A 23,239-nucleotide genomic window follows, 5' to 3' on the forward strand; every position below is an offset into this window, starting at 1 on the left:
CGAAGCGTACCGGCCCGACCCGGGATGTAAGCAAGTGTTGACATCGCGTGAGAACTGCGTACCCTCGTCAAGTCAGCAATTGTTTACATCACCCGAGACACGGAGCACGATGACCGACACCATGCAGAGCCCCCGCACGGGCTCGCACCCCACCACCGCCGGACACCGGCCGAACAGCACGGCGATTATCGTCTACCTGTCCCTCGGCGGTCTGTCGTTCGCGGTCCTGCAGTCACTCGTCGCCCCGGCGCTGTCGACCATCGGACAGGACCTCGGCGCCTCGACGAGCGCGACGAGCTGGGTGCTCACCGCCTACCTGCTCTCCGCGTCGGTGCTCACGCCGATCCTCGGGCGTCTCGGCGACATGATCGGCAAGCGCAAGGTCCTGATCGTCGTGCTGTCGATCCTGCTCGTCGGTGCCGTGCTCGCCGCGCTGGCACCGAACCTCGGCGTCCTCATCGTCGGCCGTGCACTGCAGGGCGCCGCCGGTGCGGTGATGCCACTGTCGATCGGCATCGTCCGCGACGAGCTGCCGAAGGAGAAGGTCAGCGTCACGATCGGTCTGCTCTCCGCGATCTTCGGCATCGGCGCCGGCGTCGGCATCGTCGCCGCCGGACCGATCGTCGAGCACCTGTCGTGGCACTGGCTGTTCTGGCTGCCCGCCGTGCTCGTCGTCATCGCCCTGCTCGGCGCGATCTTCGGCATGCCGGAGTCGCCGGTCCGCAAGCCCGGCCGCCTCGACATGGTCGGCACGTTCGTCCTCGCCGTCTCGCTCGTGTCGATCCTGCTGGCCGTCAGCGAGGGCGAGACCTGGGGCTGGGGTGACGGCAAGACCATCGGCCTGCTGGTCCTCGGCGCCGTGGCACTGGTCGCGTTCGTCCTGGTCGAGCTCCGCGTCGCCGAACCGCTCATCGACGTCCGCCTGTTCGCCGTCCGCGGCGTCTGGACGGCCCACGTCGTCGCGCTCGTCTTCGGCTTCGCGATGTTCGGCACCTTCGTGCTCGTGCCGACCCTGCTGCAGCTGCCGAGCGCGCTCGGCTACGGCTTCGGCAAGGACGTCACCCAGGCCGGTCTCTTCCTGCTGCCGACCGTCCTGATGATGATCGTCGCCGGGCCGATCGCCGGCATCCTCGTCCGCAAGGTCGGTCCGAAGCCGCCCATGCTGCTCGGCGGGATCGCCATCGTCGCGGCGTTCCTGCTGCCCGCGATCGCGCACGGTGAGCTCTGGCAGGTCGTCGTCTCCGGCGTCCTGACCGGCATCGGCATCGGCCTGGCCCTCGCCGCGTGCTCGAACGCCATCATCGAGAGCGTCCCCGCGAACCAGACCGGCGAGGCCATCAGCGCCAACACCGTCGTCCGTACGATCGGCTCGAGCGTCGGCACCGCGGTCATCGCGGCGCTCATCACCTCGCACAGCACCCCGCAGGGTCTGCCGACGGACGACGCCTTCACCATCGGGTTCTGGGCGTGCACCGGCGTGGCGGTCCTCGCCGTGCTCGCCGCGCTCGCGGCCCCGTCGATGCGCGCGCGCCGCGCAGCGGCGGCGGCCCGTGGCATCGACGACCTCGAGGAGATCGCCGAGTAGGGCTCTCGGCCCGACCACCCCGGGAGGCCCGTCCTGCGTCGTCGACGCGGGGCGGGCCTCCCGGCGGTCGCGCCCACCGCCACCGGCGGCTCCGCAAGCTGGGAAGCGACCGAGCACGCCGCCGCCGACGTGACGATCATCGGACCGGACGCGTCACAGCAGGTGGACGCGATCACCGCGCCCCGGACAGGAGACCCATGAGCACCACGGACCACGACGACACCACGACCAGTAGCAAGCCGTCCTTCCGCGACACGGTCACCGCCGGCCTGGTGCAGAAGGCGCTGGAACCCGTGCTGCGCGCCGTCCGTGACGAGGTGGCCTCGGCTCGGCGGGAGATCAGCGAACGGGCGAACGGCGCGAAGACCGGGCTGGTGCTCACCGGCGCCGCGGTGGCCTTCGCACTGACCACGCTCGTGCTGCTGGCCGGCCTCGTGGTGGCGCTCCTGGCCCTGGCACTGCCGATCTGGGCCGCGACGGGGATCACGTTCATCGTGTTCGCCGTCGTCACCGCGATCCTGTTCGTCGTCGGACTCCGAGGCATCCGACGGGGCGTGCCGCCGGTGCCGAAGGACACCCTCCGCGCAGCGAAGGACCGTGTCACGCACACGGGCGACGCGTCGCCCACGACCGACTGAGCCCCGACAGCGCTCGAGCGCTACATCGCGAGGGTCATGCCGACGACGGCGACCGTCATCGCGAAGACCTCGCCGCTGCGCACGGCCCGGCGGTCCTCCTGCGCCCACTCGTACCGCAGGAGCCACCCGCTGAACGCACAGTAGCCGATCACGCCGGCACCGAGCACCGCGGACAACGCGATGCCGTGTCCCGCGTGCCCGTCGGCGACGCCGGTCGCGTGGCCCATCAGGAGCATGCCGGCCATCACGACCGCCGACAGCGCGCGGTGCACGTCCATCGGCTCGGCGCGGCGGCCGTCGGCACGGCGTCGGCGCATCACCGGCAGCGGTGCGAGCAACAGCAGGAGCGTCGCCGCGAAGAGCGTCCACACCGCACCCGCGTGCACCACGGGCATGAGCATCGCGACGAGCATCACCGCAGCCGGCACGATCACGCCGGGGCGCGGTCGGTAGCGGTCACCGACGATGCAGCACACCGACGCGAACTGCGGCACGACGAGCATGGCGTCGGCGACGGTCTCGTGCACGGCGGGTCCTCAGCTGCGGCGGCGCGGTGCCGGGCGGGTCAGTCCTCGGCGCGGGCAGCGGCCTTGGCGGCGCGCTCCTGCTTCACACGGGCGTTCTCGACGTGCACGGCGGCCTGCGTCTCGCGCTCACGGACGAGCCACTCGGGCTTCTGCTCGAGCAGCGTCTTGATCTCCGCCGTGGTGAGCGCGTCGTCGATCCCCGCACGGGTAAGCCCCGAGATCGAGATGCCGAGCTTCTGCGCCACGACGGGTCGCGGGTGCGGGCCGTCGCGTCGGAGGTCCTCGAGCCACGTCGGGGGTTCGGTCCGGAGCTCGTCGAAGGCGGTCCGTGTGACGGGAGCGCCCTGGAAGGACTCCGGAGCGGCCGCCAGCAAGATGCCGAGCTTCTTCGCAGCCGTTTCGGGCTTCATGGTCTGTTCCTGCGCCATGCCCCCTAGAGTACGGCCCCTATGCTCGTCTGCATGACCGCGGCACTCACCATCGCATTCGTGCCCGGGGTCTCCCCGGCCAAGTGGGCCCGTGTCTGGCGGGATCGACACCCCTCGATCGAGCTGCGACTGCGGCCGATCGGGTCCGACGACGTCGACGACACGCTCGCCGGCGAGGTCGACATGGTCTTCGCACGCATGCCCGTCTCCGACCAGCACAACGCCATCCCGCTCTGGACCGAGACCGCCGTGGTCGCGATGCCGAAGGACTCCCCCCTCGCCGACCTGGCCGAGGTGGACCTCGCCGACGCCGAGGTGCACGTCGTCGACGCCGGTCCGGTGCCGGCCGACATCGCCGCCGCGCTCGACCTGGTCGAGGCGAACGTCGGCGTGGTCGTGCTCCCCCAGTCGCTCTTCCGCGCGGCGAGCCGCAAGGACCTCGTCGCGCGCCCGCTCTTCGGCGCCCCCGGCACGCAGATCGCGCTGGTCTGGCGTGACGAGGACGCCACCGAGACCACCGAGGAGTTCATCGGCGTGGTGCGCGGACGCACCGCCAACAGTTCGCGGAACCAGCCGACCGGCACCGATCGCGACGTCGAAGAGGCCCTGCGTGCGACGCAAGCTGGCTCGAAGGCCGGCGGCGGATCAGGCAAGGGCGGATCGGGCAAGGGCGGCGCCGGCGCCGGCGCCGGCGGCAAGGCGAAGGCCAAGTCGCCCGGCAGCGGCAAGTCCGGCAGCGGCAAGAAGTCCAACACCGGCAAGGGCCCCACCCCCGGCCGCGGGAAGATGCGCGGCAAGCCGAGCCGGGGTTCGAAGGGCAACCGATGACGGACACGCGCCTGCAGGAGATGCCGGCCACGCGCCTCCCGGCCTGGCTCGACCGGACCATGGCCGAGTACGTGGCGTCGCGGATGCAGGCGGGTGAGACCCGCGAACAGGCCGAGGCGAACAAGCAGAAGTCGCTCGACCAGTGGTTCCCGGGCGGGTCCCCGGCCGACGGACACCTGGTGTGGGACGTCCTCGACCAGAACGACACCACGGTCGGGTACCTCTGGATCGGCCCGTTCGCTCCGGGCGGGACCGACTGGTGGGTGTTCGACGTCGAGATCGACGAACCGCACCGTCGTCGCGGGCACGCCCGACGTGCGCTCGAGCTCGGCCACCAGGCCGCAGCGGAGCACGGCGCGACGAGCATCGGGCTCAACGTGTTCGGCTACAACACCGGCGCGCAGGACTTGTACGCCTCGCTCGGGTACGAGGTCACGGCGACGCAGATGCAGAAGCCGCTGGTCTGAGGGCCCTGCCGCTGGGTTCTGCCGCTTCGTCGCGGCAGGTGCGTCTTCAGGGCAGGTGCGTCGTCGCGGCGCTGTGTCGTCGCGGCGCTGTGTCGTCAGGGCAGCTGTGTCGTCACGGCAGGACGGCGGCCGCTGCGCGGGTGACCCGGTCCCCGCGAGCTGCCTCGGCCGCAGCCCGTGCGCGGGCGACCACGACGGCGTCGGCGCGCTCCGCGGAGCCCGCGTCGAACGGCGGCTGCGGGTAGTACTCGATCTGCAACTGGATCGTCTCGGCCGATGCCCGCCCCGCGAGCTCGGCCGCCAGCCACAGCGCCATGTCGATGCCCGCACTGACGCCGGCCGCCGTGACGACGGCACCGTCGTCGACGATCCGCTCGTCGACCGGTTGCGCCCCGAACGCCTCGAGCATCGGCTTCGACGCCCAGTGGGTCGTCGCACGCTTGCCGGCGAGGAGTCCCGCGGCACCGAGGACGAACGCGCCCGTGCAGACCGAGGTCACCCAGGTGGCGCGTTCGGCCTCGCGCCGGACGAACCCGATGACCTCGGGGTCGAGCATCGCGTCGAAGGCACCGTCACCGCCGGGGACCACGAGGACGTCCGCCGGACCCGCGTCGGCGATGGTCATCGTCGGGACCAGCGCGAACCCGCAGTCGGTCGGCACCGGGTCGAGCGTCGCCGCCACGTACTCGACGCGTGCGCCGGGCACACGCGAGAGCACCTGCGCCGGGCCGGTGAAGTCGAGCTGCGTCAGGTCCGGGAAGAGCAGGAAGGCGATCCGGACCTCGGCGGGGTCGTGGCCCGGCTCCGTCGCCGAGTCCCCGGCTGTGTCCGTCTCCGTGTCCGGCGTGGGGGCCGGCACGTCGACGGGCACGTCGACGACGTCGGCGTCGACCGGGTGGACAGGACGCACGCGCGGGTTCGGCTGGTCGGTGCTCATGCCGCGACCCTAGCCCGGTGCCCTCGCTGCCGGTGGGGTCGGCGTCCTGGTCAGTTCCAGACGCCCGAGGTCCCGCGCCGGTGGCTGCCGAGCAGGTGCGTGTCGACGATGCCGAGCGCCTCCATCAGGGCGTGCATCGTGGTCGGACCGACGAACGCGAAGCCGCGCTTCCGCAGTGCCTTCGACAGTGCGACGGACTCGTCGGAGGTCGTCGGGACCTGGGCGTACGACTCCGGTTCGGGCGTCGTCGCCGGACGGAACGACCAGACGAAGTCGGACAACCCGCCGTCCTGCCGCAGGGCGACCGTCGCGTTCGCGTTCGTGATGGTCGCGAGGATCTTCGCCCGGTTCCGGACGATGCCGGCGTCGGCCATCAGCCGAGCGACGTCGTCCTCGCCGAAGCCCGCGACGGTGTCGGGGTCGAAGTCCGCGAACGCCGCACGGAACGCCGGACGCTTCGCCAGGATCGTGCGCCACGACAGGCCGGACTGGAACGCCTCGAGTGACAGCCGCTCGAACACGCCGCGCTCGTCCCGCACCGGCATGCCCCACTCGGTGTCGTAGTAGTCGCGGAGCAGCTCGTCCGTCGATGCCCACACCGGCCGGGCGAGTCCGTCGTCGCCGATCACCAGGTCGGAGTGGGGCGCGGGCTCGGTGGCTGCGGGCTCGGTGCTCATCGCACCATCCTGGCGTGCGCCGCCGACACCGTCGTTGCCGGCCGTGTGGTCACTCGGACGGCGGGCCGTCCTGGGCGGCCTGCGGGTCCATCCACACGTACTCCCACCGGTGGCCGTCCGGGTCGGTGAAGCTCCGCTGGAACATGAAGCCGAGGTCCATCGGCGCGCGGTCCTCGCTCCCGCCGGCCGCGACGGCGGCGTCGACGATGCGGTGCACCTCGTCCTTCGACCCGGCGGTGAGCGAGTTGATGACCTCGACGGTGCCGGCGTCGGCGATCGTCTTGTCGGTGAAGTCGGCGAACTTCGCGTGGGTGAGCGCCATGACGTAGATCGTGTCGCTGATGACGATGCACGCAGCGGTGTCGTCGCTGAACATCGGGTTGATCGAGTAGCCGAGGGCTTCGTAGAACGCCTTCGAACGGTCGAGGTCGGTGACGGGCAGGTTGATGAAGACCATCGTGTCCATGGGGAGGTTCCTTTCGTCACGCTCAACCTGGCCCGTGGCGCGGCGATGCGCAACCGTTCCGTCGCGGTACGGACTGATACGCAATATGCTGGGCCGATGCGGGCGTACGTCGACGAATCGGAGCCGGGCGGCGGACGCGACCACACGACGTACGTCATGGCGGCCGTGGTCATCACGGCATCCGCCTGCGAAGCGGCACGTGTGGACGTGCGGGCGGCGACACCGAGGCGGATGCGGAAGCTGCACTGGTACGAAGCCCTCCCCGGTCAGCGGCTCTCGTGGCTCGACCTCCTCCGACACGCCGTCTCGGTCCTGGTCGTGCGCTACGACGGCGCGGTGGCACGTACCGAATGCCGACGACGGCGCTGCATCGAACGACTCGCGCACGAGCTCGAACTCCGACAGGTCCACCAGGTGATCCTCGAGACTCGGGGGCCGGCTCGCGATGCCGACGACAGAGCGATGTTCGACGCTCTGCGAGACCGGGGCATCGGCAAGGAGCTCCGGTTCGAGCACGCTTCTCCGTCTGATGAACCGCTCCTCGCGCTGGCCGACGTAGCGTGCGGCGGCCATGTCGCGGCGATGCCTGCACCCCACGACCTGTCGAGCGCCCTCATCGTGTCGTGACGCGCTTGTGGCACCGTCGGGAAAACGCAAATCCCCGGGCCCGCGCTGGCTGCAGGACATCCGGGGGTAACTTTCGACCGAGCAGCACCCGATCGACATATCAATACTACTGCCGCTCCGCGAGGGCGTCAACCGCCCGCGTTCATCGACCCGGAACGACGAAGCCGCTGTCGTGCGACAGCGACTTCGTCGTTCCGGGTCGGCTCAGTGGCGCGCGACCGAGGTCAGGCGGACGCTCGACCCTCGCCGGCGGCCTTCTGGTCGGCCTCGGCCTCGGCCTGGCCGATGATGTCCTCGGCCGGCACCGGGTTCAGGCGGTCCCAGAGGAAGAACAGCAGGCCGCCGACGAGCATCGACAGTCCGACCCACAGGTTGATGTGGATGCCGCCGGTCTTCTCGGGGTCGGTGTCCCAGTGGACGATGCCGACGATCGTCACGATGACGCCGTAGAGCACGAACAGGCCGCCGAGGATGCGGCGCAGGTCGAGACGACGGGTCGAGCGGACGAGGGCGGCCTTCTGCTCCTCGGTCAGCGCGCCGGGGGTGGTGGTGTCACTCATGGTCGGTGATCTCCTTCGCGGATCAGAGGAACGGCAGGTACAGGACGACGCACAGGATCAGTGCGACGGTGCCGAGCAGTGCGGGCGAGCGGTACCAGGCGGTGTCGGTCGCGACGGAGTCGCCGTGCAGGTCGATCTTGCCGATGCCGTAGACCAGACCGCCGAGCTCCTTCTCGTCCTTGGGTGTGGTGAACATCGAGACGATGAACCCGACGATCAGGACGGTCACGAACGAGATGATCGCGCCGTACAGGGTCTCGGCGGTCGCGGTGGCGAACAGATCCGGGTTCACGAGGTACGCGATCCAGGTGATCGTCGGCGTGACGATGCCGAGCACGTAGCCCCAGAGCGCACCCTGCGTGGTCATCCGCTTCCAGAGCAGGCCGAGGATGAAGACGGCGAACAGCGGCGCGTTGAAGAACGAGAACAGCGTCTGCATGTACGTCATGATGTTCGACGCCTGGGCCGCGATGAACGCGGTCGCGATGCCCACCAGGACGCCGACGACGGTGACCCAGCGACCGGTCTTCAGGTAGTGGATGTCCGGCATGTTCGGCTTGATGTAGCGCTGCCAGATGTCGTACGTGAAGACGGTGTTGAACGACGAGACGTTGGCCGCCATGCCGGCCATGAACGACGCGAGCAGGCCGGTCACCGCGACGCCGAGGACACCGGTCGGCAGGTACATCTGGATGAGCTTCGGGATCGCGTCGTTGTAGGTGAGCGAGCCGTCGGCGAACTGGTTGCCGACGACCGCCGCGGCGATGAGACCGGGGATCACGACGATGGCCGGGATGAACAGCTTCGGGATCGCGGCGATGAGCGGCGTGCGGCGCGCTGCGGACATGTTCTTCGCCGAGAACGCGCGTTGCACCTCGGTGAAGTTGGTGGTCCAGTAGCCGAAGCCGAGGACGAAGCCCAGGCCGAGCACGATCGCGAGCCAGTTGGCGCCGATCGGGTTGGTCACATCACCGAAGCCGGTGCCGGCCCACGCCTGCAGGTGCTGCACGCCCTGGGTCTTCACGATGGCAGACGACAGTCCGTCCCAGCCGCCGACGCGGTGCAGACCGACGATCGTCAGCGGGATGAGCCCGGCGATGATCACGAAGAACTGCATGACCTCGTTGTAGATCGCGCTGGAGAGCCCGCCGAGGGTGATGTAGACGAGCACGAAGCCGGCGGACACGACGATGGCCAGCCACTCCGGCCAGCCGAGCATCGCCTCGATGACGATGGCCATGGCGTAGAGGTTGATGCCCGCGATGAGCACGTTCGACACCGCGAACGCGATCGAGTTCACCAGGTGCGGGGCCTTGCCGAACCGGCGGAGCATGAACTCCGGCACCGACCGGACCTTGGAGCCGTAGTAGAAGGGCATCATCACGAGCCCGAGGAACACCATGGCCGGCACCGCGCCGACCAGGTAGTAGTGCAGGGTCGCCATGCCGATCTGGGCACCGTTGGCGGCCATGCCGAGGATCTCGGTCGCACCGAGGTTCGCGGACACGAAGGCCAGGCCCGTGATCCACGCCGGCATCGAGCGCCCGGACAGGAAGAAGTCCATGCTCGTCCGGACCTGTTTGCGGGCGGTGAACCCGATCCCGATGACGACCGCGAAGTACACGATGACCATCAGGTAGTCGACCCAGCCCAAGTCGAGCCGGATCCCTTCGTTCGCTGCAGCGAGAACCATTCAACATCTCCACGTCAGTGTGTTGCAGTCGACAACTCCGCCGACCCGGACGGAGACGTTACACCGAATTGTGACCGTTCACATAGCCGAGGCATGTGTCTGCCCGGCGGTACCCCGTGGCCCGCGATCGCTAGGCTCGCCCCATGACCGACCAGGCGCGCATCCTCGTCCTCAACGGACCGAACCTCGACATCCTCGGGCGGCGCGACCCGGAGCAGTACGGCACCGTGACGCTCGCCGAGCTCGAGGCGATCGTGCACACCGAGTCAGCCGTGCACGGGCTGGACGCGGACTTCCGGCAGACGAACCGCGAGGGCGAACTGGTCGAGTGGCTGCACGAGGCCCTCGACGACTTCGCCGCGGTCGTGATCAACCCCGCGGCCTACGCACACACCTCGGTCGCGCTGCACGACGCGGTCGAGGCGCTGTCCGTCCCGGTCGTCGAGGTGCACCTGTCGAACACGTGGAAGCGCGAGCCCTTCCGGCACGTCGACCACGTCGCCACCGCCGCGACGGCGGTCATCGCCGGTGCGGGCGCAGACGGCTACCGCCTGGCGGTCGCACACGTCGCGTCCCTCATCGCCTGACACCCGTCACGCCGCACGGGCGGTTCTCGCCCCGCCGAGGTTCCGAGATCTCGGAACCTCGGCGCCGCTGCCGCCCCGGAGTGGAACCTCGGCGCCACGCGGACGGCAAGTCGTGGAACCTGGCGGTCGCGCACGTCGCGCCCGACACGCGCGCACGGCGCGCCCGACACGCGCGCAAAAGGCGGACGGGAGGCCCGTGGCGGGGCCGCCACGGGCCTCCCGTCCGCCTCGTTGGAACGTTCCCAACTCTGGCTGGACGCGTTAGGTTCATATGTATGGACAAAGTGCGCATCGGACTCGTCGGCTACGGCATCGGAGGGCGGGCGTTCCACCGCCCGTTCCTGCTGGACGCGGCAGGCATCGACCTCGTCGGCGTCGTCGCCCGCTCGGCCGCGAAGCGCGAGCAGCTCGCGACCGACCTGCCCGGCGTCACCGTGCACGACTCCCTCGGTGACCTGATCGCCGCAGGCGTCGACGCCGTCGTCGTCACCACTCCCCCGTCCACCCGCCGCGAACTCGTCCTGCAGGCGATCGCCGCCGGGGTCGCCGTCGTCGCGGACAAGCCGTTCGCCCCGGACCCGGCCACCGCGCGCGAGATCCGGCAGGCCGCGGCCGACGCCGGCGTCGTGATCACGCCCTTCCACAACCGCCGCTGGGACACCGACCTCACCACCCTCCGGAACGTGCTGGACGCCGGACGGGTCGGGGCGCCGCTGCGCTTCTGGTCCCGCTTCGACCTGGTCGAGCGGCACGGCATCGCGACCGGCATCGGCGGCGGCGTGCTCTCCGACATCGGCTCGCACCTGGTCGACCAGGCCGTGTCGTTGTTCGGACCGATCGCCCGGGTGTCCTGCACGCTCGACGTCCGCGATGCCCGTTCGCTCGGCCGTGACCAGGACGGCCAGATCGACGCCGGCTTCACGCTCGCAGCGACGCACGTGTCCGGTGTCGAGTCCGTCCTGACCTCGAACAAGGCCGGGTGGCTGGGCGCACGGCAGCTCCGCCTCGACGGCGTCGACGGGACGTACGAGGCCACGAGCACCGACGTGCAGGCACAGGCAGCCGTGGCGGGTGCGTCACCTGCCGACGACCGGTCGACCTGGGGAGTCGAACCCTCGTCCGGGACCCTCACGACGGAGTCCGGCACGGTCGACGTCCCGTCGGCACAGAGCTCCTACACGGACTACTACGAGCGGTTCGCGCGGGCCGTCCGGGGGCTCGGTCCGGTGCCGGTGCCCGTCGACGACGCGGTGCACGTGGTCGAGGTGCTCGACGCGGCGCGCCGGTCGGCGGCGTCGGGCGAGACGGTCACCGTCCCCGCTCCGTAGCGCGTTCTTTCCCACGACATCTGCGATGCGAGGTCGAATCGGGCGTACCTGGTGAGAACTCCAGACCAGGTACGCCCGAATCGACCAGGAACGCGCGGGAGAGCGGCGGCCCCGTGTCAGAAGTCCGCGGGGCGCCGCACGTCGGCCAGGCCGGCGGTGGCGAACCCCCCGCGGATGATCGGGATCGCCCGGCGCACGGCCTGGTCGATGCGGAGTTCCAGGTCGACGTTGCCGATGTCGTAGCCACCTTCGCGCTTGGTGAAGTCGCGCTCGTTGCCGAACACCCCGATCGGCAGCGTCGTCGACTGGAAGAAGCCGAACAGCGGGCGCATCTGGTGCTCGACGAGCAGGGCGTGACGGTCGCTGCCGCCCGTCGCGGTCAGCAGGACCGGGGTGTCGACGAGGTCGTACTGCCCGATCCAGTCGAAGAACAGCTTGAACGCGCCGGAGTAGGCGGCGCGGAACGCCGGGCTGCCGACGACGAGCACGTCGGCGGCCTCGACGGTCTCGAGTGCCGCCCGGGTGCGCTCGGACATCGCCTCGCGCGACGACGCGGCACCGAGGTCGGCCAGGAGCGGGCCGATCTCGATGGTCTCGGTGCGGGCACCCTCGATCTCCTGCCCGAGGCGCGCCACCGTGGCCGCGACCAGGGTGGACGTCCTCGAGGGGTCCGAAGGGCTACCGCTGACGCCGACGACCAGTTCTCCACTCATGCGGTCGATGCTCACACGCCTGCCACCGAGGCGGTCCGCGTGTGACGACATGTGTCGGGTGCCAGGCCCCCCGGGTACCGTCCCGCGGCATGCAGACGTTCTTGCCGTACGCCGACTTCCGGGCCTCTGCCGAGGTCCTCGACGACCGACGTCTCGGCAAGCAGCGCGTGGAGACCCTGCAGGTGATGCGGGCGCTGACGCTGCCGGGGTACGGCTGGCAGCACCACCCGGTCACCGCGATGTGGCGCGGCTACCGTCCGGCGCTGATGGCGTACCAGGAGGCGACGTGCCGCGTCTGGCTCGACCGCGGGCACGTGGACACCTGCCTGGAGAAGACGCTGCTGGACCTCGGGCGGGTCCCGGAGGACCTGGTGGCGTACGAGCGCGGCGACGTCCCGATCCCGCCGTGGAACGACGACGAGGCCCTGCACGCGTCACACCGCTCGAAGCTCGTGCAGAAGGCGCCGGAGCACTACCGCGCACTGTTCCCGGACGCACCCGACGACCTGGACTACGTCTGGCCGGGCACGCCGCACGCCCCGGGCAGCACGGCCGCAGCCGTCACGCCACCGGGATCCACCGCGCACCGTCGCGGCGCGTGACGACGTCGGAGCGGATCTCGACCACGTCGCGGAGGCCGTGCACGGCCCGGTCGCGCACGACCGCTGCCGTTGCGTCGTCGTCGGACTCGAACCGGACGACTGCGCACGGCACACCGCGCAGCAGGCGGACGTCCTGCGCCTCGACCACGGCGTGCTCGGCGACCAGCCGGGCCGCAGCGGGCAGGACGGCGTCGGGCGCGGTCCCGGCGGCGAGCGCGCCGATCGCCAGGGTCACACGGTACGAGGGCATGCCCCGACGGTAGCGGGAGCGGGAGACACCGGGAGCCCGCCGTGGGCTGCAGGGGAACTGACGTCGTTCAGGGGGTCGACGTCGGCCCACGGCGGGTCGCGGTGTGTGGCGGGACGCGACGACAGGGGGAACGTCGCGCCCCGCTCCGGATGTCGATCAGGGGTATCGGCATCCGGTCTGGGGCACCGGCCGGGTCACGGGAGGAGCCGGGCGGTGTCGGACCTCAAGGGTGTTCGGTGTCCTCTCGGTACCGGTCCGTCTCGATCGGTGCGGGCATCGATCGTCGAGCGGCGGCGGGTCGGATCATGGGGAGCAGGGCGCTCCCGACGGTCGCGAGGGCTCCGACGGCGGCGATCAGCCCGAGGGGGGCGGTGCCGAGGTCGTGCTGCGCAGCCAGGGCGAGCGCGACGAGGGTCGCCGGTGCAGGCAGGAGCTGCACCGCTCGGAAGCGGTCGTCCCGTCGTGTCCGGGTCAACATCACGTTTGCCATGTGGACACTCTGGCGCAGATTCCGTGTCCGCATAAGGGGGGACACGACCCCACTCATGGAGTAGAACGTCTAGTACACCCCGCGTTCGACACGTCAGCCGAGTGCGCGGACGGTGGCCACGGCGTCCGCGACCGCTCCGACGACGACCGGTACGTCCTCCGCGGCGAGTGAACCGTCGAAGGTGAGTCGGAGCGCGGTCCGGGCGACCTCGTCCGGGATCCCGAGCGCGGTGAGCACGTGCGACGCCTCGGTGCTGCCGGCGGCGCAGGCACTGCCGGACGAGGACACGACGTCGCGCTGTTCCAGCTCGAGCAGCACGGTCTCGCCGTTGACCCCGGGGAAGCAGAACGACGCGTGCCCGGGCAGCCGGTGCTCGCGCGACCCGGTCACGAACGCGCCGGGGACGGCGGCGAGCACCCCGTCGAGCACGGCGTCACGGACGGTCGTCGCGGCGGCGGAGGCAGCAGAACCACCAGAGGCAGCAGCACCGCCGGCGGCAGCAGCACCACCGGCGGCAGCAGCACCGCCGGAGGCCACCAGCCCGAGCGCCGTCGCGACCGCCACCGCGCCGGCGACGTCCTCGGTGCCGGAGCGTCGGCCCCGCTCCTGTCCCCCGCCGTGCAGCAACGGTTCGACGGGCACCCCCGACCGGACCGCGAGCACGCCGGTCCCCTTCGGCGCCCCGAGCTTGTGCCCGGACAGCGACAGTGCGTCGACGCCCAGGACGTCGAGCCCGACCGGCAGCCACGGCGCGGACTGCACGGCGTCGGTGTGGAAGCGCGCGCCGACCGCGTGGGCCTCGGCGGCGAGCGCCCGGACGTCCTGCACGGTGCCGATCTCGTTGTCGGCGTGCGCGATCGACACGAGGGTCGTGTCCGGCCGGAGCGCCGCACGCAGCACCGACGGGTCGACCAGGCCGTCCGACGCGACCGGCAGCACCGTGACGTCGAAGCCGTGGAAGCGTGCCAGGTACGCGCAGCTCTCCAGCACGGCCTCGTGCTCGATCGCACTGGTGACGACGTGGCGTCCGCGTGGGGCGGCGAGCGCGATCCCCTTGACCGCGGTGTTCGCACCCTCGGTCCCACCCGTGGTGAAGACGACCTCGGCCGGTCGACAGCCGAGCACGCCGGCGACCGTGGCCCGTGCAGCGGCGAGCCCGCGCGCGGCCTCGTCACCGACACCGTGCGTCGACGACGGGTTGCCGAACACCCCGGTCAGGTACGGCCACATCGCCTCGAGGACCTCGCGGCGGACGGGGGTCGTGGCCGCCCGGTCCAGGTAGAACACGGTCAGTCCCCGGCCGCCACCGCGATGTCGAGCCCGAGGTCGAGCGCCCGGGCCGAGTGTGTGAGCGCCCCCACCGAGATGACGTCGACCCCGGTCGCGGCGATGGCCGCGACGGTGTCGAGGGACACCCCGCCCGACGCCTCGACGAGCGCGCGACCAGCGACGATGCCGACACCCGTCTCGAGCTCGGCCGGCGTGAAGTTGTCGAGCATGATCGTGTCGACGCCCGCCGCGACGACGGGCTCGATCTGGTCGATGCGGTCCACCTCGACCTCGACGTGCACGGTGTGCCCGAGTCGCTGCCGTGCTTCGGTGATCGCGTCACCGATGCCGATGCCGCCGGCGAGCAGCACGGCCAGGTGGTTGTCCTTGGCCAGCACGGCGTCGGACAGCGACGTGCGGTGGTTGTGCCCGCCGCCGCAGCGCACGGCGTACCGCTCGAGCGCACGGAGCCCTGGCGTGGTCTTCCGGGTGTCGACGATGCGCGCCGAGGTGCCCGCTGCGGCCGCGACGTGGGCCGCGGTGGCGGTGGCGATCCCCGACATGCGCTGCACCAGGTTCAGCGCGACCCGCTCGGCGCGGAGCACCGAACGCGCCGACCCCGTCACGGTGGCGAGAGTGTCGCCGGCGGTGAACGCGGACCCCTCGTCGGCGTGCAAGGTCGCCCGGATCGACGGGTCGACCGCGTGCATGACCGCCACGAAGACGGTCCCGCCGCTCAGTACTCCGGGCTCACGGGCCGCGAGCGTCGCCGTCGCGGTCGCGTCGGCCGGGATGAGCGTCTCGCTGGTGACGTCGCCCCAGGGCGCGTCCTCTTCCAGCGCGGTCTCGATGACGCGGCGGAGGGCGTGCGGCGGGATGGTGCCGGGGTCGATGGTCATGCGGGAACCTCCTGCGGAACGGCGATGTGTCGAGTGACCGTCTCGGCGACCCAGGCGTACGAGGCCGGGGCTGCTGGATCGGTGTCGGGGTGGTCGGTGCGGGCGTGGGCACCGCGGGACTCGGTGCGGGTCTCGGCGGCGAGCGCCACCAGCCGTGCCAGGTCGAGCAGTGCGCGGTCCTCGTGCTCGCGCACGCCGCCGGTGGCGGGCGCGGTGAGCGCGTCGAGGTCGCGCCGGGCGCTCGCCAGTCCGGTCGCGTCACGCAGCAGCCCGACGCGGTCGGTCATGACGGCCTGGACCGCCTGCCGGACGGCACCGACGTCGTCGAGGTGGGTCGCGCCTCCAGGCAGGGCCTGACGGGAGGCGCGGATCACGTCCGCCGCTCGGGGAACGCTGGTCACGCGCAGGTCTGCGTTCCCCCGCAGGCGGAGCAGGCCGGGCCGGGTTCCGGCGACCGCGTCCGCTGCGCGGACCGCGAAGACGAGCCCCTCGAGCAGGGAGTTCGAGGCCAGTCGGTTCGCGCCGTGGACCCCGGTGCACGCGGCCTCGCCGATCGCGAGCAACCCCGGGAGGCTGGTGCGCCCCTCGGCGTCGGTGGCGATGCCGCCCATCGAGTAGTGGGCCGCCGGGGACACCGGCACACCCTGTCGGGTCCAGTCGAAACCGGCCGCACGGGTGGCCCGGGTGAGTCCGGGGAAGCGTCCGGTCAGGAAGTCCGCGCCGAGTCCGGTGGCGTCGAGGAGCACCGGTGCGCCGCCCTGGTCGCGGACGGCGGCGGCGATGCCGCGGGCGACGACGTCGCGTGGAGCGAGCTCGGCGTCCGGGTGCACCGCCGTCATGAAGCGGCGTCCGCGCGCGTCGCGGAGGACGGCTCCCTCGCCGCGGACGGCCTCGGACACGAGCCCGCCGTCCGGCACCGCGAGGCGGGTCGGGTGGAACTGGACGAACTCCAGGTCGGCGACCACCGCTCCGGCACGCCACGCGGCGGCCACGCCGTCCCCCGTCGCCACGAGCGGGTTGGTGGTCTCGCGGTACAGGTGTCCCGCTCCCCCGGAGGCGATCACGACGGCGTCGGCGTCGATCCGTCGGGGTTCGCCGAGCAGGTCGAGGACGTCGATGCCGACGACGGTGCCGTCGCGCACGACCAGGTCGGTGAGGCAGGTGCGCTCGAGGATCGTGACGTGCTGGCGGTGCAGCGCGTCGATGAGCGTACGCTCGATCGCCGCGCCGGTCGCGTCGCCGTCGGCGTGCACCACGCGCCAGCGTCCGTGCGCGGCTTCGCGCCCGCGGGCCAGGTCGTCGCCGTACCGGTCGAGTGCCGACGGGTCGGTCGAGCGGTCGAACGGCACACCGAGGGCGAGCAGGTCGCGGACCCGGGCTGGCCCGTCGGTGCAGAGGACCTCGACGGCGCGCGCGTCCGCGCTGCCGGCTGCCGCGACGTGGGTGTCGGCCTGGTGCAGTGCCGGCGAGTCGTCGGCTCCGAGCGCCACCGCGACCCCGCCCTGGGCGTACGCGGTGGCACTGTCGGCGAGCGCGCCCTTCGTCACCAGCGTGACGTCGTGGACGGCGCTGGCACGGATCGCTGCGGTCAGTCCGGCGATGCCGGAGCCGACGATGACGACGTGCACGGTGGTCTCCCTCGGTCGTTCGGGTTCGGGCTCGGGCTCGGGCTCGGGGCTCAGCCGCGGGGCTTGGCCGCGAGCATCCGCTCGAGCGCGACCTTGGCGTCGGCCTGGACCTCGGCGGGGACGACGATCTCGTTGAGGACCTCGCCGCGCACCAGTGCCTCGAGCACCCAGGCGAGGTAGCCCGGGTGGATCCGGTACATCGTCGAGCACGGGCAGACGACCGGGTCGAGGCAGAAGATCGTGTGCTGCGGGTACTCGGCGGCGAGCCGGTTCACCATGTTGATCTCGGTGCCGATCGCGAACGTGGTCGGTTCGGTGGCCGCGGCGACGGTCTTCCGGATCAGGTCGGTGCTGCCGGCGTGGTCGGCGGCGTCGACGACGGCCATCGGGCACTCCGGGTGGACGATGACCTGGACACCGGGGTGCTCGCGCCGGGCCTGGTCGATCTGGTCCACGGTGAAGCGGCGGTGCACCGAGCAGAAGCCGTGCCAGAGGATGACCTTCGCCGCTTCGAGGTCGCTCTGCTCGTTGCCACCGAGGGGCTTCCGGGGGTTCCACATCGGCATCAGGTCGGTGCTGATCCCCATGGCCTTGGCGGTGTTGCGACCGAGGTGCTGGTCGGGGAAGAACAGCACGCGCTGCCCGCGCTCGAACGCCCACTCGAGCACCGTCGCGGCGTTCGAGCTGGTGCAGACGATGCCGCCGTTGCGCCCGCAGAACGCCTTGAGGTCGGCAGCGGAGTTCATGTAGGTGACGGGGATGACGGGCACCCGGCCGTCGGCGTCGGGCTCGGTGCCGTAGACGGCGGTCAGCTCGGCCCAGGCGGCCTCGACGCTGTCGATGTCGGCCATGTCCGCCATCGAGCAGCCGGCTGCGAGGTTCGGCAGGATGACGCGCTGGTCGTCGCGGGCCAGGATGTCGGCGGTCTCGGCCATGAAGTGCACGCCGCAGAACACGATGGCCTCGGCGTCGGGCTTCGTCAGCGCCGCGTTGGCGAGCTGGAACGAGTCACCGAGGAAGTCCGCGTGCCGGACGACCTCGTCGCGCTGGTAGAAGTGCCCGAGGACGACGACCCGGTCGCCGAGCGTCGCCTTCGCCCGCTCGATGCGCGCGTGCAGCTCGTCGGTCGGCGCGGTCTTGTACTCGTCCGGCAGCACGCCCTGCCGCGGTGCGCTCGTCGGGATGACGTCGGTCATCGACGAGCCCGGGCCGTACCCGGGCCGGGAGTCGAAGTCCCACGTGGGCATGGCGAGGTCGGGCGTGCAGGTGCTGCCGCCGGCCTTGCCGTTCGAGATGAGGTCGATGGTCGTCGCGATGGACACGGTGGTTCCTATCGGTTCTGCGGTCGTGTGCCCTGCTGCAGCGGGCCGTTGTCCGCGTAGGCCAGGTCGGGGTTCGAGCGGTACAGCCGGGCCGGACGGTGCCGACCCCCGCTCGTGGTCTCGTCGGTCGGCAGGATCGCGTCGGTCTTCTCGACCTGCCGACGGAAGTTCGCGGGGTCGAGCGCGCGCCCGAGCACCGCCTCGTACACCCCGCGCAGCTCGGCGAGGGTGAACCGGTCCCCCAGGAAGGCCTGGGCGATGCGGGAGTACGACATCTTGGTGCGGAGCCGCCAGAGCGCGTACTCCACGATCCGGTCGTGGTCGAAGGCGAGCGGCGGGTGCTCATCGGCGAGGAACCAGCGGACGTTCCAGTCGTCCGGCACGACGTTCGCCTCGTCCGGGTGCACGAGCGCCCAGTACACGATCGACACCACCCGGCTCGGTGAGCGGCCGACGTCGCCGAACGCGTAGAGCTGTTCGAGGTAGCGGGGCTGCACGTTCGTCGTCTCGCGCAGTCGGGCCGCGGCGGAGTCCTCGAGTCCCTCGTCGACGCCGACCCAGCCGCCGGGCAGCGCCCACGACCCCTCGAACGGTTCGGCGACCCGGCGCACCAGCGGCATCCACAGCGCCGGCGCCCCGGTGTCGGGGTGCGGGCGCAGCGCGACGATCACGGTCGAGACCGCGACGCGGATGCCTGCTTCGTCCATGGTGGACCTTAATGTCATTCTGACTCGAAGTGTTCGGGTTGCGATGACACTATCACCGCTTCGCGGTGTGTTGCGCCCGCAGGCGGCTCCGGGTCGTCACGAACCGGAAACAGATCGTCACGAGGCCGAAAACTCCGGGAGGCCCCGCGTGGATACGGTGAGGATCATGACGACGGTGACGAGGATGCATGCCGTGGTGTCGGGGACCGTCCAGGGGGTCGGATTCCGGTACTGGACGGCACGGAAGGCCGACGGGCTCGACCTCGTCGGGTACGCCAGGAACCTCTGGGACGGCACCGTCGAGGTCGAGGCCGAGGGGCCGTCGGTCGCGGTCGAGACGTTGATGGAGTGCCTGCGGAGCGGGCCGCCGTCGGCCACCGTGACGGACGTCGAGTTCCGGCCGGTCGTGCCGCACGGCGACGCCGACGGGTTCGCGATCCTGCACTGACCCGGTCGCACCGACCGTTCACGTGCGGATGTCGGTGCGGAGCGGAATAATCGAATCCACTCAGGCGGTTGCCCTGTCTGCGCGTTCTGCGCCACCTCGTTCCACCAGTCGTGATCCACCAGGAGCTCCCGCATGACCCAGGCCGTCGATTCCGCCCCCCGCACGGGAAGCGTCTCGCAACCGACCGCTGCCGAGACCCGACTCGTGATCGGGCTGTTGCTCGTGTCCGCGTTCGTCGTCATCCTCAACGAGACGATCATGGGCGTGGCGCTGCCGCGGCTGATGGACGACCTCGACATCAGTGCGGCGACCGGGCAGTGGCTGACCACGGGCTTCCTGCTCACCATGGCGGTCGTCATCCCGATCACCGGGTTCCTGCTGCAGCGGTTCAACACCCGCCCCGTCTTCGTCTGGGCGATGGGCCTGTTCTCGGCCGGCACCCTGATCGCCCTGCTCGCACCCGGGTTCACGCTGCTGCTCGTCGGCCGCATCGTCCAGGCCAGCGGCACCGCGATCATGATGCCGCTCCTGATTACGACGGTGCTCACCCTCGTCGACCCGGCCCACCGTGGCCGCATCATGGGCAACATCTCGATCGTCATCTCGGTCGCGCCGGCCATCGGCCCGACGATCTCCGGGCTCATCCTCAACGCCTTCGACTGGCGCTGGCTGTTCGGCTTCGTCCTGCCGATCGCGATCGCTGCGCTCATCCTCGGCATGGTCAAGGTCCGCAACGTCTCGACGCCCCGCCGGGCACCGCTCGACGTCGTCTCGGTGATCCTGTCCGCGTTCGCGTTCGGTGGGATCGTCTACGGCCTGTCCAGCATCGGCGAGGCCGGCACCACCGGCCTGTTCGTCCCGGTCACCGCGCTCGTCGTCGGTGCCGTCGCCCTGACGGTCTTCATCCTCCGTCAGACCCGACTGCAGCGCACCGACAGCGCCCTGCTCGACCTGCGCACCTTCCAGACCCGCGGCTTCACCGTCCCGATCGTCGCGATGGCGCTGAGCTTCATGGCGATGTTCGGCACGCTCATCCTGCTGCCGATCTACCTGGAGCGCGTCCTCGGGCTCGAGGTCCTGAACGTCGGACTGCTGCTGCTCCCCGGCGGGCTGCTCATGGGGCTCCTCTCCCCCATCGTCGGACGCATCTACGACCGTCGCGGACCGCGCGTGCTGCTCATCCCCGGCTCGATCATCGTCAGCGCGGTGCTCTGGGCGCTCTCCACGGTCGGCGTGGACACCAGCGTGTGGTTCGTCCTCGGGGCGCACGTCGTGCTGAGCATCGGCCTGGCGCTCACCTTCACCCCGCTGTTCACGGCGGCGCTCGGTGGCCTGCCCCCGAAGCTCTACTCGCACGGCAGCGCGGTCCTCGGCACGGCGCAGCAGCTCGCCGGAGCCGCCGGCACCGCCCTGTTCGTCACCCTGCTCACGATCGGCGCCGCCACGGCAGCGACCGGCGCGGGTGCGGACGCCGTGGCCGCTGCGACCGCCTCCGGTGTGAAGACCGCGTTCATGGTCGGCGCGGTGATCTCGCTGTTCGGCATCCTGGCATCGGTCTTCGTCACCCGTCCGGCGGTGCCCGAGGGCGCGCCGACGCCCCCGCCCGCGCACTGACAGCAGTGCCGCCCACGGGTCCACGTGGCATCGTGGGCGGCATGCGGTCGACGGCGAGCGAACTGAACTGGTCCGGCACGGTCACGTACACGGCCGAGCAGGTGCTCCGACCGGGCTCGATCGACGAAGCAGCCGAGGTCGTCGCTCGCTCCCCCCGGGTGCACGGGCTCGGCACCCGGCACTCGTTCAACGACTCCGCCGACGCCCCTGGCGTCCTGCTCGACCTGACCGCGATCCCCACCGACCTGGTCGTCGACCCCGAGCGGCGGACGGCGACCCTGGGAGCCGGCACCCGCTACGGCGTCGTCGCTCCCGACCTCGACCGCGCCGGGTTCGCGCTGCACAACATGGGCTCGCTCCCGCACATCTCCGTCGGCGGCGCGGTCGCCACCGGCACCCACGGCTCCGGCACCACCCTCGGCTCGCTGACCACCGCGGTCCGGTCCCTCGAACTGCTCGGCCCCGACGGTTCGCTCCGGACCGTCGACCGCACCGACCCGGCGTTCCCCGGCACGGTCCTGCACCTCGGGCTGTTCGGCATCGTGACCCGGGTCACGCTCGACCTCGAACCCACGTACCGGATGCGGCAGGACTCGTACGGGCCGTTCCCGTGGAGCACGTTCACCGACCACGTCGCCGCAGTCCACGCAGCCGGGTACTCGGTGTGCGCCTACACGGTCTTCGGCGACGAGATCAGCGAGGCGCTCGTGAAGTCCCGGCTGCCCGACGGCGCCGACGACACCGCCGTGCCGGACGACCTGTTCGGTGCACCCCGGCTGCCCGGCTCCCCCGGCGACGGCCACCACACGGCGCGCGACGGCTCGGTGGGCCCCTGGTGGGACCGGCTGCCGCACTTCCCCATCGAGTCCGTGCCGAGCCACGGGTCCGAGGTGCAGAGCGAGCACTTCGTCCCGCTCCGGCATGCGGCGGCGGCGCTCGACGCCCTGCGCGGGCTGGCCGACCGCATCCAGCCGCACCTGCATGTTTGCGAGCTGCGGACGATGGCGGCCGACGACCTCTGGCTGAGCCCGACCCAGGGCGAGGACGTGCTCTGCATCGCGTTCACCTGGCAGAAGCACCCGGAGGCGGTCGCTGCGCTGCTGCCCGACCTCGAGGCGCGGCTCGCACCGTTCGACGGGCGACCGCACTGGGGCAAGATGAGCTCGCTCGACGGCGACGCGATCGCCGAGCTGTACCCGCGGGTGGCGGACGTCCGTGAGCTGATCGCACGAGCCGACCCGGACCGGACGTTCGCATCCGCGTTCGGCGAGCGGGTGCTGCGGGCCTGACCCGCGCCTCCAGTCCGACGCCCCTGCGCCCCAGCGCGCCCGCGCCCCGGTGCCGGTCCGCAGGGCGCGTCAGCGCAGGCGGGTGACCGCCTTCGCATCCCCGTCCCAGTGCCGGAGACCGCCCACGGTGAGCACCTCGGGCAGGGGCGCGTCCGCAGCGAGGACCCGGAGCGCCGCCGGCAGGTCGACGTCGCGGATCCGCCGAGCGAGGGTGACGTGCGGCGCCCACCGACCGGGCAGCGACGATTCGACCGAGCCCGGAGCGGCGGCGTCGACCGCGCGGTGGAAGCGGGCCAGTGGCTCGTCGACGACCACGCCGAGGCCGAGCACGTGCCGACCGGGGCCGGCGGGGAAGAGCAGGACACCGGCGACGCGCAGGGTCTCGGGCACCGCGACGTCGAGGTCCGTCGGCACGGGCAGCGCCTCGCCGGCCACGAGGGTGACGTGCGGGTCGTTCGTCCCCGAGTGGCCGAGGCTCGGCAGCTCTGCGGCGACGAGGGTCAGCCAGAGCGCCCGGACCGCTCGGTCCGAGGGGCCGTCGAGGACGAGTTCGATGCTGCGCACGTACCGAGTGAACCAATGCACCCCGTGACGGCGATGTAACACGGCGGAACGGAACTCGCACCGGGGACCCGCTCCCGTCACACTCGACTCCACGCC

At 71.4% G+C, this 23,239-nt stretch carries 27 protein-coding genes; 11 read left to right on the forward strand and 16 right to left on the reverse strand.

Going from position 1 to position 23,239, the window contains the following annotated elements; all coding sequences use genetic code 11:
* The first annotated feature begins 109 nt into the window (after positions 1–109).
* Both ACIPV1_RS06705 and ACIPV1_RS06710 read left to right on the forward strand, forming a co-directional pair.
* Positions 110–1,585 (forward strand): MFS transporter, encoded by a 1,476-nt coding sequence (locus tag ACIPV1_RS06705; protein ID WP_123292062.1) that lies wholly within the window; start codon positions 110–112, stop codon positions 1,583–1,585.
* A 197-nt stretch (positions 1,586–1,782) separates the two neighbouring features.
* Positions 1,783–2,223, forward strand: a complete 441-nt coding sequence (locus ACIPV1_RS06710) for a phage holin family protein (RefSeq protein ID WP_131845725.1) — start codon at positions 1,783–1,785, stop codon at positions 2,221–2,223.
* A gap of 20 nt (positions 2,224–2,243) precedes the next feature.
* On the opposite strand, the gene ACIPV1_RS06715 is transcribed toward ACIPV1_RS06710, so the two are convergent.
* Together ACIPV1_RS06715 and ACIPV1_RS06720 are read right to left on the reverse strand one after the other, a co-directional pair.
* Positions 2,244–2,750 (reverse strand): hypothetical protein, encoded by a 507-nt coding sequence (locus ACIPV1_RS06715; RefSeq protein ID WP_123292060.1) that lies wholly within the window; start codon positions 2,748–2,750, stop codon positions 2,244–2,246.
* A gap of 38 nt (positions 2,751–2,788) precedes the next feature.
* Entirely contained in the window at positions 2,789–3,178 is a 390-nt protein-coding gene (locus ACIPV1_RS06720; RefSeq protein WP_123292059.1) for a DUF5997 family protein, read from the reverse strand.
* 33 nt (positions 3,179–3,211) lie between these two features.
* On the opposite strand from ACIPV1_RS06720, the gene ACIPV1_RS06725 reads away from it, so the two are divergent.
* Together ACIPV1_RS06725 and ACIPV1_RS06730 are read left to right on the forward strand one after the other, a co-directional pair.
* A complete protein-coding gene (locus ACIPV1_RS06725; protein WP_402725997.1) occupies positions 3,212–4,006 on the forward strand; it encodes a LysR family transcriptional regulator substrate-binding protein in 795 nt (264 codons plus the stop codon).
* Positions 4,003–4,473, forward strand: coding sequence for a GNAT family N-acetyltransferase (locus ACIPV1_RS06730; RefSeq protein ID WP_123938586.1), 471 nt, complete (start codon positions 4,003–4,005; stop codon positions 4,471–4,473). The genes ACIPV1_RS06725 and ACIPV1_RS06730 overlap by 4 nt, the downstream gene beginning before the upstream one ends.
* 112 nt (positions 4,474–4,585) lie before the next feature.
* On the opposite strand, the gene ACIPV1_RS06735 is transcribed toward ACIPV1_RS06730, so the two are convergent.
* From ACIPV1_RS06735 to ACIPV1_RS06745, 3 genes are read right to left on the reverse strand one after another with little or no spacing between them, the layout of a single operon-like run.
* On the reverse strand, positions 4,586–5,410 hold the full coding sequence (locus ACIPV1_RS06735; protein ID WP_185094238.1) for a DJ-1/PfpI family protein: 825 nt from the start codon (positions 5,408–5,410) through the stop codon (positions 4,586–4,588).
* 50 nt (positions 5,411–5,460) lie between these two features.
* Positions 5,461–6,087, reverse strand: coding sequence for a DNA-3-methyladenine glycosylase I (locus ACIPV1_RS06740; protein ID WP_123938585.1), 627 nt, complete (start codon positions 6,085–6,087; stop codon positions 5,461–5,463).
* A 49-nt stretch (positions 6,088–6,136) separates the two neighbouring features.
* Positions 6,137–6,553, reverse strand: coding sequence for a VOC family protein (locus ACIPV1_RS06745; protein WP_123938584.1), 417 nt, complete (start codon positions 6,551–6,553; stop codon positions 6,137–6,139).
* A gap of 45 nt (positions 6,554–6,598) precedes the next feature.
* On the opposite strand from ACIPV1_RS06745, the gene ACIPV1_RS06750 reads away from it, so the two are divergent.
* A complete protein-coding gene (locus tag ACIPV1_RS06750; protein ID WP_402725998.1) occupies positions 6,599–7,180 on the forward strand; it encodes a DUF3800 domain-containing protein in 582 nt (193 codons plus the stop codon).
* 224 nt (positions 7,181–7,404) lie between these two features.
* On the opposite strand, the gene ACIPV1_RS06755 is transcribed toward ACIPV1_RS06750, so the two are convergent.
* Both ACIPV1_RS06755 and ACIPV1_RS06760 read right to left on the reverse strand, forming a co-directional pair.
* Complete coding sequence (locus tag ACIPV1_RS06755; RefSeq protein ID WP_111084327.1) at positions 7,405–7,740, reverse strand: hypothetical protein; 336 nt, start codon at positions 7,738–7,740, stop codon at positions 7,405–7,407.
* A gap of 22 nt (positions 7,741–7,762) precedes the next feature.
* On the reverse strand, positions 7,763–9,433 hold the full coding sequence (locus ACIPV1_RS06760) for a sodium:solute symporter family protein (RefSeq protein WP_123292052.1): 1,671 nt from the start codon (positions 9,431–9,433) through the stop codon (positions 7,763–7,765).
* A 143-nt stretch (positions 9,434–9,576) separates the two neighbouring features.
* On the opposite strand from ACIPV1_RS06760, the gene aroQ reads away from it, so the two are divergent.
* Positions 9,577–10,020 carry a type II 3-dehydroquinate dehydratase gene (gene aroQ / locus ACIPV1_RS06765; RefSeq protein WP_111084329.1) on the forward strand — a complete coding sequence of 148 codons (444 nt, stop codon included), beginning with the start codon at positions 9,577–9,579 and terminating at the stop codon, positions 10,018–10,020.
* A 275-nt stretch (positions 10,021–10,295) separates the two neighbouring features.
* The gene (locus ACIPV1_RS06770; protein ID WP_123938582.1) at positions 10,296–11,348 is read left to right on the forward strand and encodes a Gfo/Idh/MocA family protein; all 1,053 of its coding nucleotides are present in this window, start codon (positions 10,296–10,298) and stop codon (positions 11,346–11,348) included.
* A gap of 116 nt (positions 11,349–11,464) precedes the next feature.
* Here the strand turns inward: ACIPV1_RS06770 and ACIPV1_RS06775 are convergent, their stop codons facing one another.
* Positions 11,465–12,061, reverse strand: a complete 597-nt coding sequence (locus tag ACIPV1_RS06775) for an NAD(P)H-dependent oxidoreductase (protein ID WP_165901113.1) — start codon at positions 12,059–12,061, stop codon at positions 11,465–11,467.
* 89 nt (positions 12,062–12,150) lie between these two features.
* On the opposite strand from ACIPV1_RS06775, the gene ACIPV1_RS06780 reads away from it, so the two are divergent.
* The gene (locus tag ACIPV1_RS06780; RefSeq protein ID WP_123938581.1) at positions 12,151–12,663 is read left to right on the forward strand and encodes an MSMEG_6728 family protein; all 513 of its coding nucleotides are present in this window, start codon (positions 12,151–12,153) and stop codon (positions 12,661–12,663) included.
* Here ACIPV1_RS06780 and ACIPV1_RS06785 read toward each other — a convergent pair.
* The 7 genes from ACIPV1_RS06785 to ACIPV1_RS06815 all read right to left on the reverse strand — a co-directional run bounded on the left by ACIPV1_RS06785 (position 12,623) and on the right by ACIPV1_RS06815 (position 19,228).
* Positions 12,623–12,913, reverse strand: coding sequence for a hypothetical protein (locus ACIPV1_RS06785; protein WP_111084333.1), 291 nt, complete (start codon positions 12,911–12,913; stop codon positions 12,623–12,625). The two genes, ACIPV1_RS06780 and ACIPV1_RS06785, sit on opposite strands and share 41 nt — an antisense overlap.
* 223 nt (positions 12,914–13,136) lie before the next feature.
* Positions 13,137–13,403 (reverse strand): hypothetical protein, encoded by a 267-nt coding sequence (locus tag ACIPV1_RS06790; RefSeq protein ID WP_123938580.1) that lies wholly within the window; start codon positions 13,401–13,403, stop codon positions 13,137–13,139.
* Positions 13,404–13,496: 93 nt separating this feature from the next.
* Positions 13,497–14,690, reverse strand: a complete 1,194-nt coding sequence (locus ACIPV1_RS06795; RefSeq protein ID WP_402725999.1) for a cysteine desulfurase family protein — start codon at positions 14,688–14,690, stop codon at positions 13,497–13,499.
* Positions 14,691–14,692: 2 nt separating this feature from the next.
* Positions 14,693–15,571 (reverse strand): carboxylating nicotinate-nucleotide diphosphorylase, encoded by an 879-nt coding sequence (gene nadC, locus ACIPV1_RS06800; protein WP_123938578.1) that lies wholly within the window; start codon positions 15,569–15,571, stop codon positions 14,693–14,695.
* Positions 15,568–17,199: an L-aspartate oxidase gene (gene nadB / locus ACIPV1_RS06805; RefSeq protein WP_402726000.1), complete on the reverse strand. Its 1,632-nt coding sequence runs from the start codon at positions 17,197–17,199 to the stop codon at positions 15,568–15,570. Before nadB ends, nadC begins: the two co-directional genes overlap by 4 nt.
* 50 nt (positions 17,200–17,249) lie before the next feature.
* A complete protein-coding gene (gene nadA / locus ACIPV1_RS06810; RefSeq protein ID WP_131879365.1) occupies positions 17,250–18,521 on the reverse strand; it encodes a quinolinate synthase NadA in 1,272 nt (423 codons plus the stop codon).
* An 8-nt stretch (positions 18,522–18,529) separates the two neighbouring features.
* Positions 18,530–19,228 (reverse strand): NrtR DNA-binding winged helix domain-containing protein, encoded by a 699-nt coding sequence (locus tag ACIPV1_RS06815; protein ID WP_111084339.1) that lies wholly within the window; start codon positions 19,226–19,228, stop codon positions 18,530–18,532.
* A gap of 166 nt (positions 19,229–19,394) precedes the next feature.
* Here ACIPV1_RS06815 and ACIPV1_RS06820 point away from each other — a divergent pair, with 166 nt between their 5' ends.
* The 3 genes from ACIPV1_RS06820 to ACIPV1_RS06830 all read left to right on the forward strand — a co-directional run bounded on the left by ACIPV1_RS06820 (position 19,395) and on the right by ACIPV1_RS06830 (position 22,579).
* On the forward strand, positions 19,395–19,676 hold the full coding sequence (locus ACIPV1_RS06820) for an acylphosphatase (protein ID WP_228504877.1): 282 nt from the start codon (positions 19,395–19,397) through the stop codon (positions 19,674–19,676).
* 132 nt (positions 19,677–19,808) lie between these two features.
* Positions 19,809–21,290, forward strand: coding sequence for an MDR family MFS transporter (locus ACIPV1_RS06825; protein WP_402726001.1), 1,482 nt, complete (start codon positions 19,809–19,811; stop codon positions 21,288–21,290).
* Positions 21,291–21,331: 41 nt separating this feature from the next.
* The gene (locus ACIPV1_RS06830) at positions 21,332–22,579 is read left to right on the forward strand and encodes an FAD-binding protein (RefSeq protein ID WP_402726002.1); all 1,248 of its coding nucleotides are present in this window, start codon (positions 21,332–21,334) and stop codon (positions 22,577–22,579) included.
* Between the two features lie 69 nt (positions 22,580–22,648).
* Here ACIPV1_RS06830 and ACIPV1_RS06835 read toward each other — a convergent pair whose 3' ends face one another.
* A complete protein-coding gene (locus ACIPV1_RS06835; RefSeq protein ID WP_402726003.1) occupies positions 22,649–23,143 on the reverse strand; it encodes a 2'-5' RNA ligase family protein in 495 nt (164 codons plus the stop codon).
* Positions 23,144–23,239: the final 96 nt, after the last annotated feature.

Origin of the sequence: Curtobacterium sp. NPDC089991 (genome assembly GCF_044748425.1) — a bacterium.
Taxonomy (GTDB): domain Bacteria; phylum Actinomycetota; class Actinomycetes; order Actinomycetales; family Microbacteriaceae; genus Curtobacterium.

What these genes read in the sequence shown, in the direction of transcription:
- ACIPV1_RS06705 (WP_123292062.1), top strand. Translation starts at nt 110, where the DNA reads ATGACCGACACCATGCAGAGCCCCCGCACGGGCTCGCACCCCACCACC.
- ACIPV1_RS06785 (WP_111084333.1), bottom strand. Translation starts at nt 12,913, where the DNA reads ATGCCCTCGTACCGTGTGACCCTGGCGATCGGCGCGCTCGCCGCCGGG.
- ACIPV1_RS06820 (WP_228504877.1), top strand. Translation starts at nt 19,395, where the DNA reads ATGACGACGGTGACGAGGATGCATGCCGTGGTGTCGGGGACCGTCCAG.
- ACIPV1_RS06730 (WP_123938586.1), top strand. Translation starts at nt 4,003, where the DNA reads ATGACGGACACGCGCCTGCAGGAGATGCCGGCCACGCGCCTCCCGGCC.
- ACIPV1_RS06760 (WP_123292052.1), bottom strand. Translation starts at nt 9,433, where the DNA reads ATGGTTCTCGCTGCAGCGAACGAAGGGATCCGGCTCGACTTGGGCTGG.
- ACIPV1_RS06745 (WP_123938584.1), bottom strand. Translation starts at nt 6,553, where the DNA reads ATGGACACGATGGTCTTCATCAACCTGCCCGTCACCGACCTCGACCGT.
- ACIPV1_RS06720 (WP_123292059.1), bottom strand. Translation starts at nt 3,178, where the DNA reads ATGGCGCAGGAACAGACCATGAAGCCCGAAACGGCTGCGAAGAAGCTC.
- ACIPV1_RS06740 (WP_123938585.1), bottom strand. Translation starts at nt 6,087, where the DNA reads ATGAGCACCGAGCCCGCAGCCACCGAGCCCGCGCCCCACTCCGACCTG.
- nadC (WP_123938578.1), bottom strand. Translation starts at nt 15,571, where the DNA reads ATGACCATCGACCCCGGCACCATCCCGCCGCACGCCCTCCGCCGCGTC.
- aroQ (WP_111084329.1), top strand. Translation starts at nt 9,577, where the DNA reads ATGACCGACCAGGCGCGCATCCTCGTCCTCAACGGACCGAACCTCGAC.
- ACIPV1_RS06780 (WP_123938581.1), top strand. Translation starts at nt 12,151, where the DNA reads ATGCAGACGTTCTTGCCGTACGCCGACTTCCGGGCCTCTGCCGAGGTC.
- ACIPV1_RS06725 (WP_402725997.1), top strand. Translation starts at nt 3,212, where the DNA reads ATGACCGCGGCACTCACCATCGCATTCGTGCCCGGGGTCTCCCCGGCC.
- ACIPV1_RS06750 (WP_402725998.1), top strand. Translation starts at nt 6,599, where the DNA reads ATGCGCAACCGTTCCGTCGCGGTACGGACTGATACGCAATATGCTGGG.
- ACIPV1_RS06815 (WP_111084339.1), bottom strand. Translation starts at nt 19,228, where the DNA reads ATGGACGAAGCAGGCATCCGCGTCGCGGTCTCGACCGTGATCGTCGCG.
- ACIPV1_RS06790 (WP_123938580.1), bottom strand. Translation starts at nt 13,403, where the DNA reads ATGGCAAACGTGATGTTGACCCGGACACGACGGGACGACCGCTTCCGA.
- ACIPV1_RS06735 (WP_185094238.1), bottom strand. Translation starts at nt 5,410, where the DNA reads ATGAGCACCGACCAGCCGAACCCGCGCGTGCGTCCTGTCCACCCGGTC.
- ACIPV1_RS06770 (WP_123938582.1), top strand. Translation starts at nt 10,296, where the DNA reads ATGGACAAAGTGCGCATCGGACTCGTCGGCTACGGCATCGGAGGGCGG.
- ACIPV1_RS06710 (WP_131845725.1), top strand. Translation starts at nt 1,783, where the DNA reads ATGAGCACCACGGACCACGACGACACCACGACCAGTAGCAAGCCGTCC.
- ACIPV1_RS06775 (WP_165901113.1), bottom strand. Translation starts at nt 12,061, where the DNA reads ATGAGTGGAGAACTGGTCGTCGGCGTCAGCGGTAGCCCTTCGGACCCC.
- ACIPV1_RS06755 (WP_111084327.1), bottom strand. Translation starts at nt 7,740, where the DNA reads ATGAGTGACACCACCACCCCCGGCGCGCTGACCGAGGAGCAGAAGGCC.
- ACIPV1_RS06825 (WP_402726001.1), top strand. Translation starts at nt 19,809, where the DNA reads ATGACCCAGGCCGTCGATTCCGCCCCCCGCACGGGAAGCGTCTCGCAA.
- ACIPV1_RS06830 (WP_402726002.1), top strand. Translation starts at nt 21,332, where the DNA reads ATGCGGTCGACGGCGAGCGAACTGAACTGGTCCGGCACGGTCACGTAC.